13 protein-coding genes are annotated in these 16,685 nt (G+C 64.8%); 8 read left to right on the forward strand and 5 right to left on the reverse strand.

All coding sequences use genetic code 11. From position 1 onward, the window contains the following. Positions 1-6 precede the first annotated feature (6 nt). Positions 7-1,452 (forward strand): APC family permease, encoded by a 1,446-nt coding sequence (locus tag CAG11_RS22460; protein WP_085597996.1) that lies wholly within the window; start codon positions 7-9, stop codon positions 1,450-1,452. Further along, positions 1,449-2,849 (forward strand): aspartate aminotransferase family protein, encoded by a 1,401-nt coding sequence (locus tag CAG11_RS22465; protein WP_085597997.1) that lies wholly within the window; start codon positions 1,449-1,451, stop codon positions 2,847-2,849. Before CAG11_RS22460 ends, CAG11_RS22465 begins: the two co-directional genes overlap by 4 nt. Positions 2,850-2,922: 73 nt before the next feature. On the opposite strand, the gene CAG11_RS22470 is transcribed toward CAG11_RS22465, so the two are convergent. Together CAG11_RS22470 and CAG11_RS22475 are read right to left on the reverse strand one after the other, a co-directional pair. Then, on the reverse strand, positions 2,923-4,056 hold the full coding sequence (locus tag CAG11_RS22470; RefSeq protein ID WP_085597998.1) for a branched-chain amino acid ABC transporter substrate-binding protein: 1,134 nt from the start codon (positions 4,054-4,056) through the stop codon (positions 2,923-2,925). Positions 4,057-4,159: 103 nt separating this feature from the next. Then, the gene (locus CAG11_RS22475) at positions 4,160-5,398 is read right to left on the reverse strand and encodes a methionine gamma-lyase (protein WP_085597999.1); all 1,239 of its coding nucleotides are present in this window, start codon (positions 5,396-5,398) and stop codon (positions 4,160-4,162) included. A gap of 123 nt (positions 5,399-5,521) precedes the next feature. Here CAG11_RS22475 and CAG11_RS22480 point away from each other — a divergent pair, with 123 nt between their 5' ends. Beyond that, complete coding sequence (locus tag CAG11_RS22480) at positions 5,522-6,001, forward strand: Lrp/AsnC family transcriptional regulator (protein WP_085598000.1); 480 nt, start codon at positions 5,522-5,524, stop codon at positions 5,999-6,001. A 12-nt stretch (positions 6,002-6,013) separates the two neighbouring features. Here the strand turns inward: CAG11_RS22480 and CAG11_RS22485 are convergent, their stop codons facing one another. Continuing rightward, on the reverse strand, positions 6,014-6,928 hold the full coding sequence (locus tag CAG11_RS22485) for a LysR family transcriptional regulator (protein ID WP_085598001.1): 915 nt from the start codon (positions 6,926-6,928) through the stop codon (positions 6,014-6,016). Between the two features lie 105 nt (positions 6,929-7,033). On the opposite strand from CAG11_RS22485, the gene CAG11_RS22490 reads away from it, so the two are divergent. The 5 genes from CAG11_RS22490 to CAG11_RS22510 all read left to right on the forward strand — a co-directional run bounded on the left by CAG11_RS22490 (position 7,034) and on the right by CAG11_RS22510 (position 13,028). Continuing rightward, a complete protein-coding gene (locus CAG11_RS22490; protein ID WP_085598002.1) occupies positions 7,034-8,779 on the forward strand; it encodes an amidohydrolase in 1,746 nt (581 codons plus the stop codon). Between the two features lie 226 nt (positions 8,780-9,005). After that, a complete protein-coding gene (locus CAG11_RS22495) occupies positions 9,006-10,061 on the forward strand; it encodes a sugar phosphate isomerase/epimerase (RefSeq protein WP_085598003.1) in 1,056 nt (351 codons plus the stop codon). Positions 10,062-10,086: 25 nt separating this feature from the next. Continuing rightward, complete coding sequence (locus CAG11_RS22500; RefSeq protein WP_085598004.1) at positions 10,087-10,974, forward strand: alpha/beta fold hydrolase; 888 nt, start codon at positions 10,087-10,089, stop codon at positions 10,972-10,974. A 138-nt stretch (positions 10,975-11,112) separates the two neighbouring features. Continuing rightward, complete coding sequence (locus CAG11_RS22505) at positions 11,113-11,721, forward strand: TetR/AcrR family transcriptional regulator (protein ID WP_085598005.1); 609 nt, start codon at positions 11,113-11,115, stop codon at positions 11,719-11,721. 125 nt (positions 11,722-11,846) lie between these two features. Then, entirely contained in the window at positions 11,847-13,028 is a 1,182-nt protein-coding gene (locus tag CAG11_RS22510) for a sugar transporter (protein ID WP_085598006.1), read from the forward strand. A gap of 115 nt (positions 13,029-13,143) precedes the next feature. On the opposite strand, the gene CAG11_RS22515 is transcribed toward CAG11_RS22510, so the two are convergent. Both CAG11_RS22515 and CAG11_RS22520 read right to left on the reverse strand, forming a co-directional pair. Beyond that, on the reverse strand, positions 13,144-14,088 hold the full coding sequence (locus CAG11_RS22515) for an alpha/beta hydrolase (protein WP_085598007.1): 945 nt from the start codon (positions 14,086-14,088) through the stop codon (positions 13,144-13,146). A 113-nt stretch (positions 14,089-14,201) separates the two neighbouring features. Next, entirely contained in the window at positions 14,202-16,592 is a 2,391-nt protein-coding gene (locus CAG11_RS22520; RefSeq protein WP_085598008.1) for a TonB-dependent siderophore receptor, read from the reverse strand. Positions 16,593-16,685 lie beyond the last annotated feature (93 nt).

The following is a 16,685-nucleotide window of genomic DNA, read 5'->3' on the forward strand; positions in this document are numbered from 1 at the left end:
TGTGGCATGACGACGAATGTCTTGGACGGGGCCACGGGTTCCGCCGCCAAGGGTGGTTTGCGCCGGGTCCTGGGCCTGGGCTCGCTGATCTCGGTGGCCGTGGGCCTGGTGGTGTCCCAGGGAGTGATGGTGATGATGCTGCAAGGCGCAGGCATGGCCGGCATGGGGTTCTTCATCCCGCTGCTGCTGGCCTACCTGCTGGCCCTGACCTATGCCTTGTCGTTTTCCGAACTGGCGCTGCTGGTGCCCCGGGCCGGTAGCCTGAGCAGCTACACCGAGGTGGCCATCGGGCACTTCCCGGCGATCCTCGCGACCTTCTCCGGCTACATGGTGGTGGCGATGTTCGCCCTGTCCGCCGAACTGCTGCTCCTGGACCTGATCATCGGCAAGGTCTACCCCGGCGCGCTGCCGCCCATGGTGGTGGCCTATGGCGTGCTGGGCACCTTCACCGCTCTCAACCTGCTGGGCATCGACGTGTTCGCCAAGCTGCAGACGGTGTTGGCGGTGGTGATGGTGGTGATCTTGCTGACCCTGGGCCTGGGGGCCATCGGCAGTCCCCAGGCCGACCTGCAACTGCCCCTGGACCAGGGCTGGAACCCGCTGCACTTCGGGGCCCTGGCCCTGGCGGCAATGGCCATCTGGGGTTTCGTCGGCGCCGAGTTCGTCTGCCCGCTGGTGGAGGAGACCAAGCGTGCGGAGCGCAATATCCCGCGCTCGATGATCATCGGCCTGAGCCTGATCTTCCTGGTGATCACCCTGTATTGCCTGGGCGCCTTGCTGTGCATCCCCCGGGACCAGCTGGCGAGCGATCCGCTGCCGCATTTCCTGTTCGCCACCACGGTGTTCGGCGAGACCGGCAAGGCGTTCCTGGTGGGCGCGGTGCTCACCGCCACCTGCAGCACGGTCAACTCGTCACTGGCGGCGCTGCCCCGCATGCTCTACGGCATGGCCCAGAACGGCCAGGCCTTTCCCCAGTTCAAGCGCCTGAGCACGGGTACCCGCACGCCCTGGGTAGCGGTGCTGTTCATCGCCGCCATCACCGGCCTGCCGATCCTGTTGCTGGGCCAGGACCCGGATTCGGTCAGCCTGCTGTTACTGGCCGCGGCCCTGGCGTGGCTCTTGGCCTACATCATCGTGCACATCGACGTGATCGCCCTGCGCCGGCGCTATCCGGACGCGCCCCGGCCGTTCCGCTCGCCGTTCTATCCCTGGCCCCAGGTGGTGGGTATCGGCGGCATGCTGTTCGCGATCTACCACGCTTCGCCGGCGCCGGAGATGACTGCGCGGATCTTCGGCAGCGCCGGGGTGGTGCTGGGGATCATCTCGTTGATCGCCGTGCTCTGGGTCAAGCTGGTGATGCACAAGCCGCTGTTCGTCCCCGAACCCCTGGTGCCGGCCGCCCCGACAAATCCTTCCGAGCAATCCACCTACAGTGCAGGAGAACGACCATGAGTGCTTCCAATCCCCAGCCGCAACGCAGCACCCGGGACTACCAGGATCTGGACGCAGCGCACCATATCCACGCCTTCCTCGACCAGAAGGCCCTCAACGCCGAGGGCCCACGAGTGATCGTGCGTGGCCAGGGCCTGCAGCTCTGGGACAACGACGGCAAGCGCTACCTGGATGGCATGTCCGGCCTGTGGTGCACCAACCTCGGTTATGGGCGCAAGGACCTGGCCGCCGCGGCCACGGCCCAGCTCGAACAGCTGCCGTACTACAACATGTTCTTCCACACCACCCACCCGGCGGTGGTGGAGTTGTCCGAGCTGTTGTTCAGCCTGTTGCCGGGGCACTACAGCCACGCCATCTACACCAACTCCGGTTCCGAGGCCAATGAGGTGCTGATCCGTACTGTGCGCCGCTACTGGCAGATCCTCGGCCAGCCGCAGAAGAAGGTGATGATCGGCCGCTGGAACGGCTATCACGGCTCGACGCTCGCGGCCACGGCACTGGGCGGCATGAAGTTCATGCATGAAATGGGCGGGCTGATTCCGGATGTCGCGCATATCGACGAACCCTACTGGTTCGCCCATGAGGGCAACTTGAGCCCGGCCGAGTTCGGCCTGCGTTGCGCCCGGCAGTTGGAGGAAAAGATTCTTGAACTTGGGGCCGAGAACGTCGCCGGGTTCATCGCCGAACCCTTCCAGGGCGCAGGGGGCATGATCTTCCCGCCGCAAAGCTACTGGCCAGAGATCCAGCGCATCTGCCGCCAGTACGACGTGCTGCTGTGCGCCGACGAGGTGATCGGCGGGTTCGGGCGCACCGGCCAGTGGTTCGCCCACCAGCACTTCGGTTTCGAGCCCGATACCCTGTCCATCGCCAAGGGCCTGACCAGTGGCTACGTGCCCATGGGTGGCCTGGTGCTGGGCAAGCGCATCGCCCAGGTGCTGGTGGAGGAGGGTGGCGTGTTCGCCCACGGCCTGACCTATTCCGGGCACCCGGTGGCGGCGGCCGTGGCCATCGCCAACCTCAAGGCCCTGCGCGACGAGGGCGTGGTGGACCGGGTCCGCGACGATACCGGCCCGTACTTGCAGCAGTGCCTGCGGGAGGTGTTCGGCAACCATCCGCTGATTGGCGAGATCCAGGGCACCGGCCTGGTGGCCGCCTTGCAATTGGCCAAGGACAAGGCCAGCCGCCAGCGCTTCGCCAACGAGAACGATATCGCCTGGCGCTGTCGCACCCTGGGTTTCGAGGAGGGGGTGATCATTCGTTCGACCCTGGGCCGGATGATCATGGCCCCGGCCCTGGTGGCGACTCGGGCGGATATCGACGAGCTGGTGGACAAGACCCGTCGGGCGATGGAGCGCACCGCGCAGGAACTGGCGATGGGGCAGTTGCCCGGGGCCTAGCATGGACGGTGCCGGCCTGTGCGGCCGGCACCATTGGTTGCAGCGAGGTGCGCGGGGCACCTCGCAGTGCCGGTCAGAGGCCGGCGCTCTCCCCGGCAACCGTCTTGGGCTTGCCGTAGTGCCACTCGTAGACCACGAACTTGAAGTCCTTGAGGTCGCCTTTTTCATCGAAGCTCAGGTCCCCGGTCGGGGTCTTGAAGGTACCGGCGTGGATCGCCTCGGCGACCTTCTCCGGATCTTCGCTCTTGGCTGCGGCGATGGCGCCGGCAATCACCTGCACTGCCGAGTAGGATGGCAGCACGAATGGGCCGCTGGGGTTTTCCTTCTTGGCTTCGAAGGCTGCCACCAGCTCCTTGTTCGCCGGGTCCTGGTCGAAGGACTTGGGCAGGGTCACCAACATGCCTTCGGAGGCATCCTTGGCGATCTGCGAGATGGAGTCGTTGCCCACGCCCTCAGGCCCCATGAAGCGCGCGGTCAGGCCCTTTTCCTTGGCCTGGCGCAGCAGCAGGCCCATTTCCGGGTGGTAGCCGCCGAAGTACACGAAGTCGACATTGGCCTGCTTGAGCTTGGTCAGCAGCGAGGAGTAGTCGCGCTCGCCGACGTTGATGCCTTCGAACATCGCCACCTTGATACCTTCCTTGCCAAGGATGTCCTTGACCGAGCTGGCGATGCCTTCACCGTACTGCTGCTTGTCGTGGAGCACGGCGACGTTGGTGGGCTTGAGCTTGGCGATGTAGCGCGCCGCCGCCGGGCCCTGGGCGTTGTCCAGGCCGATGGTGCGGAACACCATCTTGTAGCCACGGGAGGTCAGCTCGGGGCTGGTGGCGGCCGGGGTGATCATCACGATGCCTTCGTCCTCGTAGATGTCCGAGGCCGGTTGGGTGGAACTGGAGCACAGGTGGCCGACCACGTACTTGACGCCGTCGTTGACCACCTTGTTGGCCACGGCCACCGCTTGCTTGGGATCGCAGGCGTCGTCGTATTCAACGGCTTCGAGCTTCTTGCCGTCGACGCCGCCCTTGGCGTTGATCTGCTCGATGGCCATGCGCGCGCCGCTGAACTGCATGTCGCCGTATTGCGCTACCGGGCCGGTCTTGGCCCCGGCGATACCGATCCGGATGGTGTCGGCGGCCAGGGAATGGCAGGCGAGACCGGCGAGGATCATGGCGCTGAGCAGTTGGGTGGCTTTGTTATTGATACGACTCATTGTTGGTTCCACTCCTGTGGGTAACGGTTCTAAGGGTGTTGCGGGTGCTGCATGGATGGCCGGCTCGGCGGCCATCCGGGTGGTAGTTTGCAGCTGGTCCGGTTCAGGGCAGCGCCTTGCCGAAGGCCAGCAGCGGCGCGGTGGCGGCGCAGGCTTGCAGGGCCTGGTCGAGGTCGGCCAGCAGGTCGTCGATGTCCTCGAGGCCCACCGACAGGCGTACCAGGCCTTCGGCGATGCCGTGCTCGGCGCGCTCCTCGGGGCTGTAGGTGGAATGGGTCATGCTCGCCGGGTGCTGGGCCAGGGACTCGGCATCCCCCAGGCTCACCGCCCGGCTGAACAGTTGCAGGGCATTCATGAAACGGGTGCCGGTGGCCAGGCCACCCTTGAGTTCGAAGGCGATCATGCCGCCGGGCAATTTCATCTGTTGCCGGGCCAGGGCGTACTGGGCGAAGGACGGCAGGCCGGGGTAAGCCACCCATTGCACCAGCGGATGCGCCTCCAGGTAGCGAGCCACGGCCAGGGCGTTGGCGCAGTGGCGGTCCATGCGCAGGGCCAGGGTCTTGAGCCCACGCATCAGCAGGAAGGCATCCTGGGGCGACAGCACGGCACCGGTCAGGTCCTTCAGGCCCTGCAGGCGGATCTTCTGCGCCAGTTCCTGGCGGGTGACGACTACGCCGGCGGTGATGTCGCCGTGGCCGCTCAGGTACTTGGTGGCCGAATGCAGCACCAGGTCGGCACCCAGTTCCAGGGGGCGCTGCAGGTAGGGCGTGCAGTAGGTGTTGTCCACCACCAGGGTGAGGTCGCGGTGCTGGTGGGCGATCGCGGCCACGGCGGCAATATCGACCAATTGCATATTGGGGTTGGCTGGCGATTCGAAGTAGATCACCCGCGTGTCGGGGCTGATGGCGGCTTGCAACTGGCCTGGCTCGGCCATGTCCACATGGCGCACCTTGACCCCGAATTCACCGAGGCCGTGGTGCAGCAGGGCGAAGGTGCAGCCGTAGAGGGTACGGTTGACCAGGATCTCGTCCCCCGGACGCAGCAAGGTCCAGAGGGTGGCGGCGATGGCCCCCATGCCGGAGCCGAAGGCCACCGCGGCCTCGCCGTGCTCCAGGTCGGCCATGCGTGACTCCAGCAGGGCCAGGGTCGGGTTGCCGATACGGGTGTAGAAATAGCCGGGCTCTTCGCCGGCAAAGCAGCCGGCGCCGTATTCGGCGGTGGCGAAGGTGAAGGTGGATGTCAGGTAGATCGGCGGGATCAACGCACCCTGGTGCTGCTGGGGGTCGTAGCCGTGATGGATGGCGCGGGTGGAAAAACCAAGGTCACTGTTTTTATTGTTCATGGTGGACGCTCCTGATTTGCTCTAATGCTATGCTCAAATCCGGCGCAGTATTTTCTAATCTTGCCCCTGTAAAAGCGCTAGATTGGAATAAAAAACCATAAAAACAATATAAAGAGGCAAAATATGCCCGCTGGACTGGATCGTACCGACAAAGCCCTGCTGGTCGCTCTGCAAGACAACGCACGGCTGACCACCGCCGAACTGGCCGACAGTGTCGCGCTCACCACCTCGCCCTGCTGGCGCCGGGTCAAGCTCCTGGAAGAGAGCGGGGTGATCACCGGCTACCAGGCGATCCTCTCGCCCAAGGCCCTGGGTTATGGCGTCACCGCGTTCGTCAGCGTGATGATGGAATCCCACTCCCGCGAGACCGCCCGGGCCTTCGAGCAACGGCTGCTGGACATCCCCGAGATCATCGCCTGCCACAACGTCTCCGGGCGTTATGACTTTCTCCTCGAAGTGCTGGCCAGGGACCTGGAGTCCTTCGGCGAGTTCGCCCGCGAAGTGCTGCAGACCCTGCCGGCGGTCAAGGAGATCTACTCCAGTTTCTCGTTCAAGTCGGTCAAGCCGGCGCGGTTGATCCCGGTGCTGCAGCAAGGCGGCTGACGGCAGCGCGGATCAGTGCAAGTGCTGCTGGTCCAGGTACTCTTTCAGGCATTCGATGAACGCCTGGTGCTTGCGCGTTTGCCGCCGGTGCACCGGGTAGATCGCGTGGATCCGCGGGCCGAACTGCTCCGGATCGAGCACCGCCTCCGGTAGCAGTTGCACCAGTTCGCCGCGTTGCAGGTAGGGCGCCGCGCTCCACTGCGGGCACAGTTGCAGGCCCAGGCCGGCCAGCAGCGCGCCGAACAGGAAATCGTAGTTGTCGCTAGCCAGCCGTGGCACGGGCTGGGCCACTCGATGCTGCTGGCCCCCGAGGCTGAAGCGCCAGAAGTGCGGGTTCAGCGCCGGGTGGCGGAAGATCAGCCAGTCGTGTTCGTGGAAGGTCTGCGGGGTCACCGCCAGCGGCTTGCGTTGCAGGTAGCGCGGGCTGGCACAGAGCAGGATGCGGTTGGCGGTCAGTGGCCGGGCGATCAGGTCCGGCAGGTCCACCGGGCCGTCGCGCACCGCCAGGTCGTAGCCGCCAGCGAGCAGGTCGACGAACTCGTCGGTCAGCTCCACTTCCAGGCGCATCTGCGGGTAGAGCTCGAGAAAGCGGTAGCACACCGCGTTGAGAAAGGCCGGGGCAAAGGAGGGCGGTGCCACCAGGCGCAAGGTGCCACACATTTGCTGTTGCAGCTGGTCGATGTGTTCCTGGGCCTGTTGCAGTTGGAACAGCACCTGGCGAGCACTGGCCAGGTAGAGATGCCCGGCCTCGGTCAGGGCGATGCGGCGCGTGGAGCGTTCGAACAGCCGCGTGCCCAGTTGAGTCTCCAGGTGCGTCACCGCCTTGGTCAGGGCCGAGGTGGTCTTGCCCAGGCAGGCGGCGGCGCGGGTGAAGCTGCCCTGGTCGGCGGTGGCGACGAACATGCTGATGGCGCCCAGTTGGTCCATGGGTCTTGCCTCTTTGGAAAGAATGAGTTGCTCGGCGCAGTATTCTTAAATCCCCCCGGGCTTGGCTAGTCTCGTGGCCATTCTGACCAAGGGGTGTCAACGACAATGAAAAACGCTCTGAAGATCACGCTGGCCTCGGCGCTGGCTTGCATATCGCTGCCGAGCCTGGCGGCGGTGGACCTGCTGCTCTACAACGGCAAGGTGTTTACCGCCGAGCAGGGCCGGCCCCTGCAGCAGGCGCTGGCGGTGGAGCAGGGGCGGATCGTCAGGGTCGGTAGCGACGCCCAGGTGCTGGCGCTCAAGGCGGCCGGCACCCAGGTGGTCGACTTGCAGGGCAAGGTGCTGATGCCCGGCTTCATCGACAGTCACAGCCACGCGATCTTCGGCGGTCTCAAGCTCAAGGCCGCGGACCTGGAAAGCCAGCAGTTGCCGCTGGATGAACTGGAGCGGCGCCTGCGCGGCTGGCGCGACGACGGCAAGGCGCGCCATGGCGATACCCTGAGCGTCAGCGGTTTTCCTTCCACCTACTGGAGCCAGGTGGATGCGCTGGAACAACGCTTCAACCAGGGCGAGTGGGCGGATACACCGATCCTGTTCGTCGGCTGGGACTACCACACCGGCTGGGCCAACCGCGCCATGCTCAAGCGCGCCGGCATCGACGCCCAGCGGGTCAAGGCGCTGACGGGCGAGGCGGTGGCGACCATCGGTCACCATCCCGATGGCACGCCCAATGGCTTCGTTGCCGATGCCGGGCTCTCGGCCCTGACCTCCCAGGTACCGGCGCCGAGTTTCGAACAGATGCTCGAGGCCGGGCGTGCCGCCAGGGACCTGAACCACAGCCTGGGCATCACCGCACTGATGGATCCGGCGGCCAACGCGGTACCCAGTGACGCGCTGTTCGCCATGCATCCCACGGCCCAGACCGTGGGCGTCTTGCCGGTGTACAAGGCGCTGGCCGAGCAAGGCGAACTGGAGCTGCGGGTCGCTGCGCTGATGGTGGCCAATCCCAAGAGCCGGCCAGCGGATCTTGCGGTGCTGGACCAGGTGCGCCGGCAGTTTCTCGATGTGCCCAACCTGAGCTTGCCGGGGATCAAGATCTTCGCCGATGGCGTCGCCGAGTTCCCGGCCCAGACCGCGTCCTTGCTGACGCCCTACAAGAACTCGCAAAAGGGCGGCGAGCTGCTGATCGACCCGGCGCATTTCGGCGAGCTGGTCAGCGCCGCCGACGCCCGTGGCTGGCTGGTGCATGTGCACGCCATCGGCGATCGCGCGGTGCGTGAGTCGCTCAACGGCATCGAGCAAGCCCGGCGCCAGCGCCATAGCGGCGTGGTGCACTCGATCACCCACTTGCAAATGGTCAATCCCAAGGAATTCGCGCGCTTCAAGCCGCTGAACGTGATCGCTTCGATGCAGCTGTATTGGGCCTCCGCCGATGAGCTGAGCATCGACCTGCTCAAGCCCTACATCACGGCCATGCAGTTTCAGTTCATGTACCCGGCGCGCTCGTTGTTCAAGAACGGCGCCACCATCGCCGGTGCCAGCGATTGGCCGGTGAGCACGCCCGAGCCATGGAAGGCTATCGCCCAGGCGGTCAGTCGCAAGGGCCCCAAGGGGGTGTTGAACAAGAACGAGGGTATCGACCGCCAGGCCATGTTCTACGCCTACACCCGTAATGCCGCCCGCGCCATCGGCCTGGAACAGCAGATCGGCAGCCTGGTCCCGGGCAAGCAGGCCGACCTGATAGTGCTCGATCGCGATGTGTTCCAGGTCCCCGATGAGCAGTTGGCCGGCACCCAGGTATTGAGCACCTATTTCGCCGGTCGCGAGGTCTATCGCCGTCCGAGCGAATGACCTCGCGCCACTGCGCCAAAGCGGCCCGCGACCCTGTTCGCGGGCTTTTTTTCAGCCGTCGATCAGGCTCCGTCGATGGTGCTGGAGACTTTGATTCACCTGGGCTCTGGCGTTTTTTCCAATGGCTGAGAAGGCCTGCGCCAGGGCCTTTGCGGCGATTGAACAGTTGACGTTGGCAGCGGCTTGTTCCTATTCTTTGTCAATCGACAAATAATAGGAGCGTTCGATGAAAACCCTCAAGGGTCCCAGCCTGCACCTGGCGCAGTTCAGCGCCGATACCGCGCCATTCGACGACCTGCCGGGCATCGGCCGCTGGGCCGCCGACCTGGGCTTCAAGGCGTTGCAGGTCCCGGCTTGGGATGAGCGGCTGTTCGATGTCGCCACGGCGGCGCACAGCCAGGACTACTGCGATGAGGTCAAGGGTCAACTGGCCGAGCACGGCCTGGTGATCAGCGAGCTGACCACCCACATCTTCGGCCAGCTGGTGGCGGTACACCCGGCCTACGACGCGATGTGCGACAACTTCGCCCCCGAGGCCCTGCGCGGCAATCCCAAGGCGCGCACCGACTGGGCCATGGAACGCATGCAACTGGCGGCGCGGGCTTCCCGGCGCCTGGGGCTTGCTGACATGGGCACTTTCTCCGGCTCGCTGGCCTGGCCCTACCTGTTTCCCTTTCCCCAGCGCCCCGACGGCCTGATCGAGACCGCGTTCGCCGAACTGGCGCGGCGCTGGCGGCCGATCCTCGATGCCTGCGACGAGCAGGGGGTCAACCTTTGCTATGAGATCCATCCCAGCGAGGACCTGCACGACGGCACCAGTTTCGAACGCTTCTTCGACCTGGTGGATCGGCATCCGCGCTGCCACATCCTTTTCGATCCCAGCCACTTCGTGCTGCAGCAACTGGACTACCTGGCGTACCTGGACATCTACCACGAGCGCATCCGCATGTTTCACGTCAAGGATGCCGAGTTCAATCCCAGCGGGCGCCAGGGCATCTATGGCGGCTACAGCTCCTGGGTCGAGCGGGCCGGACGGTTCCGTTCGCTCGGCGACGGCCAGGTGGATTTCAAGGGGATCTTTTCCAAGCTGGCGCAATACGACTACGGCGGCTGGGCGACCCTGGAGTGGGAGTGCTGCCTCAAGGATCAGGAGGACGGCGCCCGGGAAGGCGTGGAGTTCATCAACCGCCACATGATCCGCGTCACCGAACGGATCTTCGACGACTTCGCCGGTGCCCGCATCGACCGCCAACAGATCAACGCCATGCTCGGCATCGCCTGAACCTTTCCCACGGAGATCACTATTGATGAATGCCTTTACCGACAACACCCAGGTCGATGCCAACGGCCTGGCCCATCGCTACGTGCGCATCGACGGCCAGCGGATCCATTGCGTCAGTGCCGGCAATGGCCGGCCGGTGCTGCTGATTCCTGGCTGGCCGCAGACCTGGTACGCCTGGCGCGAGGTGATCCAGGCCCTGGCCGCCAGGGGTTTCCAGGCCATCGCCGTGGACCCGCCGGGCACCGGGCAATCCGATCGCCCGGAGCATGGCTACGATACCGGCGCCGTGGCCGGTGTGCTGCACCGAGTGATGGAGCAGCTGGGGTTCGAACGCTACAGCGTGGTCGGCCATGACGTAGGCATGTGGGTCGCCTACGCCCTGGCCAGCGACCGGCCCGAGGCCGTGGAGCGCCTGGCGCTGACCGAGGCGGTGATCCCGGGGCTGGCCGAGGCGCCGCCGATCTTCGTCGAGCCGGGGCAGAACATCTTTCTCTGGCACTTCATGTTCAACCAGTTGCGCGATTTGCCGGAAGCGCTGATTGCCGGCCGCGAGCGGGTCTACCTCAACTACATCTTCGACAAGTGGTCCCATCGCCGCGAAGCGGTGGCCACCGAGGAGTACATCCAGGCCTATGCCGCCCCTGGCGGACTGCGTGCGGGCTTCGCCTACTACCGGGCGATTCCCGAGACCGTGCGCCAGAACCAGCAGCGCGCCGAACGCATGCTCGACATGCCGGTGCTGGCCATCGGCGCCGAGCATGCCACCAACGATGCACCGCTGCTGACCCTGCAGGGCCGGGCCAGTAACCTGCGGGGCGCCATCGTGCCGGACTGCGGGCACTTCATCATGGAGGAGGCACCAGAAGCCTTCCTTGCCCACTTGCTGCCGTTCCTGGAAGAGCAGGCGGGCTGAGCCCCCACCGTCGTCCCCGGGCAGGGAAAATGGCCCGGGGAGCGCGCAAATCTAATATCATTTCGTCCCGGCGCCCCGTGCCGGCCGCCGATCGGGCCCCACCGATCGCCGCTCATCCTGACGAGATACCCGACTCCCATGGCTGGAAGACCCCGCGAATTCGATCGCAACCAGGCGTTGCGCCAGGCGCTCGAACTGTTCTGGGCCCGTGGTTTCGAAACCACCTCCATGGCCGACCTGGTGGCCGCGCTGGGCATCGCCTCGGCACGGATCTACGCTGCCTTCGGCTCCAAGGAGGCGCTGTTTCGCGAAGCCATCGAGCTGTACGAGAGCCATGAGGGCGGTTTCGCCGACCGCGCGCTGGCCGAAGAGCCCAGTGCCCGTGCCGCCATCGCCCGCCTGCTCGACGAGGCCGTGCAACTCTATACCCGGCCAGGTCAGCCCCTGGGTTGCATGGTGGTGTCCTCGGCGGTGAACTGCTCCAGCGACAACGACGGCGTGCGCCAGTGGCTGGCCGAGCACCGGCGGGCGCGCACCGCCAGCATCGTCCAGCGGCTGCAGGCGGCGGTGCAGTCGGGGGAATTGGCAGGTCATGGCGATGCAACTTCCCTGGGCGATTATTACTCTACGGTGCTGCATGGCCTGTCGGTGCAAGCCCGGGATGGCGCCAGCGCCGAGCAACTGCGCAAGGTGGTGGCGCTGGCCATGGGCGTGTTCGATAACGCGCGCAACCCAACCCTTGGCTAACCTGCGATTCATTACCCTGGCTGCGCTCGCCGTGGGCGCCAGACAGCGCTACCAGCCGGGCAGGGGCCCGGTTTTTCTCGGATCCATCATCCGCTCCACCTTCGAACGAGTAGTACGACCCCGACATGAGCAATCCCCAGGCGACACCCCAAGGTAACTGGCAGTCGGTCATCGCGTTGGCCCTGGCCGCCTTTGTCTTCAACACCACCGAGTTCGTCCCGGTCGGGCTCCTGAGCGCCATCGGCGCGAGCTTCGACCTGGCCAGCGAGCAGGTCGGGCTGATGCTGACCATCTACGCCTGGGTGGTTTCCCTGACCTCTCTGCCGGTGATGCTGCTGACCCGCAACGTCGAGCGCCGGCGCTTGCTCACGCTGCTGTTCGGCTTGTTCATCCTCAGCCACATATTGTCCAGCCTGGCCACCAGCTTCGGCCTGTTGATGCTCAGTCGCATCGGCATCGCTCTGGCCCATGCGTTGTTCTGGTCGATCACCGCATCCCTGGCGGTGCGCCTGGCCCCCGCGGGCAAACAGGTACAGGCCCTCGGCCTGCTGGCCACCGGCACCTCCCTGGCCATGGTCCTGGGCATTCCCCTGGGACGCCTGCTGGGCGAGGCCCTGGGCTGGCGCACCACCTTCAGCGTGATCGCCGGCCTGGCGGCACTGCTGGTGCTGTGGCTGATCCGCACCTTGCCGCTGTTGCCCAGCCAGAACTCAGGTTCGCTGCGCAGCCTGCCGCTGCTGTTCAAGCGCCCGGCGCTGGTGGCGGCCTATGTGTTGACGGCCATGGTGGTGACGGCGCAATTCACCGCCTACAGCTACGTCGAGCCCTTCATCAAGGTGGCCTCGGGCCTGGGCGGCGACGTGGTGACCCTGGTGCTGCTGGTGTTCGGCGGCTCGGGGATCATCGGCTCGCTGCTGTTCAGCCGCCTGCACCGCCACAGCCCCCAGGGGTTCCTGCTGGTGGCGGTGGCCCTGTTGATGTTGTGCCTGGGCCTGTTGCTGCCGCTCAACGGGCATGTCTGGTCGCTGGTGGCCCTGAGCGTGGTCTGGGGCATGGCGATCATGGGGTTTGGCCTCTCGCTGCAGTCCAAGGTCCTGACCCTGGCACCTGACGCCACCGACGTGGCGATGGCGATGTTCTCCGGGATCTACAACATCGGCATCGGCGGCGGCGCCTTGCTCGGCAGCTGGGTCGGCGGGCAACTGGGGTTCGCCTATGTCGGCGTGGCCGGCGGCGCCCTGGCGGCCCTGGCGCTGATGCTCTATGGCTGGTCGAGCTGGCGCATCGCCCGCGCCACCGCGCAATGAAGCCCTGGATGTAGTCGCTGCCCCAGGCTGCGCCCGCGTGTGTAGCGCCCGCCAGGACGGTGTTGCTCGATCGTTAGCTGAAGGCCCGCCGGCCTTGTCGCAGCCTCGGCAGCAGCTACAGGGTTTCGTGCCGGGTGGCCGAAGGTTGGCTGGCCAGGCCGGTGGCGGGCTGGCTCTTCAACAGGGCACCGATCGCCACGGCATAGTCCTTGCCGGCCAGGTTCATGCTGTTGTTATGGGTGCCGCCGGGCACCAGCAGCAATGTCTTGGGTTGTGCCGCCGCAGCGAACAGCTCCCGGCTCAGGCGCGCCGGTACGTAGTCGTCCTTGAGGCCGTGGACCACCAGCAACGGCATGCCGATTTCGCTGATCTTGTCGATGGAGTCGAACTTCTGCGACATCAGCCAGCGCACCGGCAGCGAAGTCTTGGTCACTGCCGCCGCCGCGTCGCCCAGGGTGGTGAAGGTGGATTCGACGATCAAGCCGCGCGCGGCCACCGGACGCTGTTCGCTGGCGGCCTGGCGACCCAGCTCGGCGGCCAGGTCGATGGCTACCGCGCCGCCCAGGGAGTGGCCGTAGATCAGGCGCTTGCCCGCCTCGGGCTGTAATACCTTGAGGCGTTCCCAGGCCACGCGGGCGTCTTCATAGACGCTGGCTTCCGAGGGCAGCTCGCCGTGGCTCTGGCCAAACCCCCGGTAGTCGATAGCCAGCACCGAATAACCCAGGGCGTGCAACTGCTCGATGCGAAACAGTTGGCCGGTGAGGTTCCAGCGCACCCCGTGCAGATAGAGGATCGCAGGCGCATCGGCGCGTTGCGCCGGCCACCACCAGGCGTGGAGGTTCTGTCCGGCCCTGAAGCGGCTGGACTTGAGTTCCAACTCCTGCACCGCTTGCGGCAGGCCGTGGAACCAGCCGGCGGTACCAGGCTCGATGCGAAACACCAGCTGGCGTTCCTTGTGCTGCAGCACTGCGCAACTGGCCGGCAGGCCAATGACCAGCAGGGCCATGCACAGCAGGGGGAGCCAGCGACGGCCAAGGCGCTGGAGCAGGGGCGGGGACATGCGGGGGCACCATGGAGGAATCAAAACCGCGTTTTAACAGATGTCGCCAGGAAGGTCGTATAGATTTTCGTCGAGTCTCCAATGACCGCCCGGCGGGCGCCGGGCGGATTGGGTCAGAAGTTCCAGCGGGTGCTGACCATCACGTTGCGTGGGTCGCCGTAGTAAGCCGACTCGAAGAAGCCGATGTTGGTGTAGTAGCGCTTGTCGAACACGTTGTAGACGTTGAGGCTGGTGGAAAGATTCTCGGTGATTTGATAGCGCGCCATCAGGTCCACCAGCCAGTAAGGATCCTGGGACAGTTTTTCCTGGGTCTTCTTGGGCTTGTTGTTGATCATCTGCCAGCCTTCGCCTTGCCAGCGGGCACCGCCGCCCAGGGTCAGCTTGTCCAGTGGGCCGCTGAGCTTGTAGGTGGTGTAGAAGTTGAGCTGGTCTTCGGGTTCCCAGGTCGACACCTTCTGCCCAGCCTTATCGCGCATGATCTTGTGGGTGTAACCGGCTTGTACCTGCCAGTTGGGCATCAGCTCCCCGGATATCTCGGCCTCATAACCCTTGGTCTTAGCGGTCACGGGCTTATAGGCAAGCATATTGGCCTGGCTTTTGTTGAAGTCCAGGTCTTCTATCGCGCGATTTTCTTCATGCAGTTCGAAATAGGCGAGGCTGGAGTTCAGGCGGCCATCGAAGAACTCGCCCTTGATGCCGACTTCATAGTTCTTGCCTTCGTTAGGCTCGATCATCTTCTTGTTACGGTCGCGGAACTGCGTCTGCGGCAGGAAGATCTCGCTGTAGCTGGCATACAGCGAGAAGTGGTCATCGAGATCATAGGTCAGGCCAGCGTAGGGAATCACCTTGCCGCTGTCCTTGGCATCGGAGGTGCCAGTGACCTGGTAGTTGGCTATGCGAGTTCCCAGCAACAGTTTCAGGTCATCCATGAGGCTGAAGCGCCCGGTCATGTAGATCCCGGTCTGGCGGGTGACTTCATCGTTGAGCGAGGTTGGCGATCCCCAGTCCGGCTCGATGCTCTTGCCGTTCCAGGAGAAGAAATCGTAGGCGTTGCCGAAGTAGGTCGGTGCGCCGTAGTCCTTGCCTTTCCAATGCGAACGAGATGCCGAAGTACCGATCACCATTTCGTGGTCACGCCCGGCAAAGCTGAAAGGGCCGGAAATATAGGCGTCGAGACTATCGCTGGTGGTTTCACCGGTGAACTTGTTGGCGTAGATCGAGCCGATAACGGGGTCATCGGGAGTGATCGAACCCAGGGGCGCGTCATAGCCGTTGAGTTGATGGTTGTACTGTCCCTTGGCGACCCAGCCGTTGGCGAAGCTGTGCTCCAGGGTCGCGAACACCGTGCGGGTGTACTGTTCCCAACGACTCCATTTGGCGCCGTTGTTGAATGAGCGTGACATCTTCAAGGCATTGCCCGAGGCATCGTAGAGCGGCTGGCTGCCGGACCAGCTGGAGCCACGCGGATCGTTGTCCTGGTAGTCGGCACCCAGTGTCAGCAGGGTGTCGGGCGTCAGGTCCATTTCGAGGATGCCGTAGTAGACGCTGGTCTTGCGCTGATAGTGGTCCATGAACGATTGCTTGTCCTGATACGCCGCTACCGCCCGCCCGCGAACGTTGCCGGTTTCGGTGAGCGGGCCGCTGAGGTCGATCTCCGAGCGATAGTTGTTCCAGGAGCCGGCACCCAGGTCGATATGCCCCTTGAACTCGCTGGTCGGTTTCTTGCGTACCAGGTTGATGGTGCCACCAGGGCCCCCCGCGCCGGTGAGCAGGCCGCTGGCGCCCTTGAGCACTTCGACCCGGTCATAGATCGCCATGTCGGTCAGGGTATGGCCGGCTGAGTAGGCGCTGCTGCGTGTGGTGGGAATGCCGTCGTACTGGAAGCTCTGGATAGAGAAACCGCGGGCATAGTAGTTGGTGCGTTCACTGTCATAAGTCGACACGGTGATGCCCGGGGTATGGCGCATGACATCATCGATGGAGTTGAGCCCGAAGTCGTCGATGACCTGGCGAGTGACGACCGAAATCGACTGTGGTGTTTGCCGGGGAGTCAGCACCAGGCGCGTGGCCGTGGCGATGGTGCCTGGAGTGTAGGAGCCCGTGCCTTCGGTGACCGTGCCCAACTGGTTAGCGATAACGCTGGTCGTTCCCAGTTGTAAAGGGGCGCTGGCTACCTGCGAGGCCACTTGAACCCGGTAGCCTTCGCCTTCTTTCACTGCCACAAGACCCAGTGGGACCAGTAGCCGTTGCAGCCCCTCGCTGACCGCGAAACGGCCCTTGAGGCCTGGGCTGCGTAGGCTCTGGGTCAGGTTCGAGTCGACGGCGATCATGGTCCCGGACTGCTGGCCAAAGGCGCCGAGCACCTGGTCCAGGTTGCCTGGCGCGATGTCATAGCCTACAGACGGGATATCCGCAGCCAGCAGGGGCGGGCTGCAGCTGGCGATGGCAAGGCCGATGACGACCGGGCGCAAGGCCGCGGCAAGGGGCGTGAGGCGAATGTGCATAAGGAAAGTCCGTGGGTTGGAAAGGGTTGGCGCAGAGCTGTTTTCCAGCTTCTTCCCTGGTCTTGATGCACGAGATTGAAAAAACTGCCGCCG

This window comes from Pseudomonas sp. B6(2017) (assembly GCF_002112765.1).
Taxonomy (GTDB): Bacteria; Pseudomonadota; Gammaproteobacteria; order Pseudomonadales; family Pseudomonadaceae; genus Aquipseudomonas; species Aquipseudomonas piscis.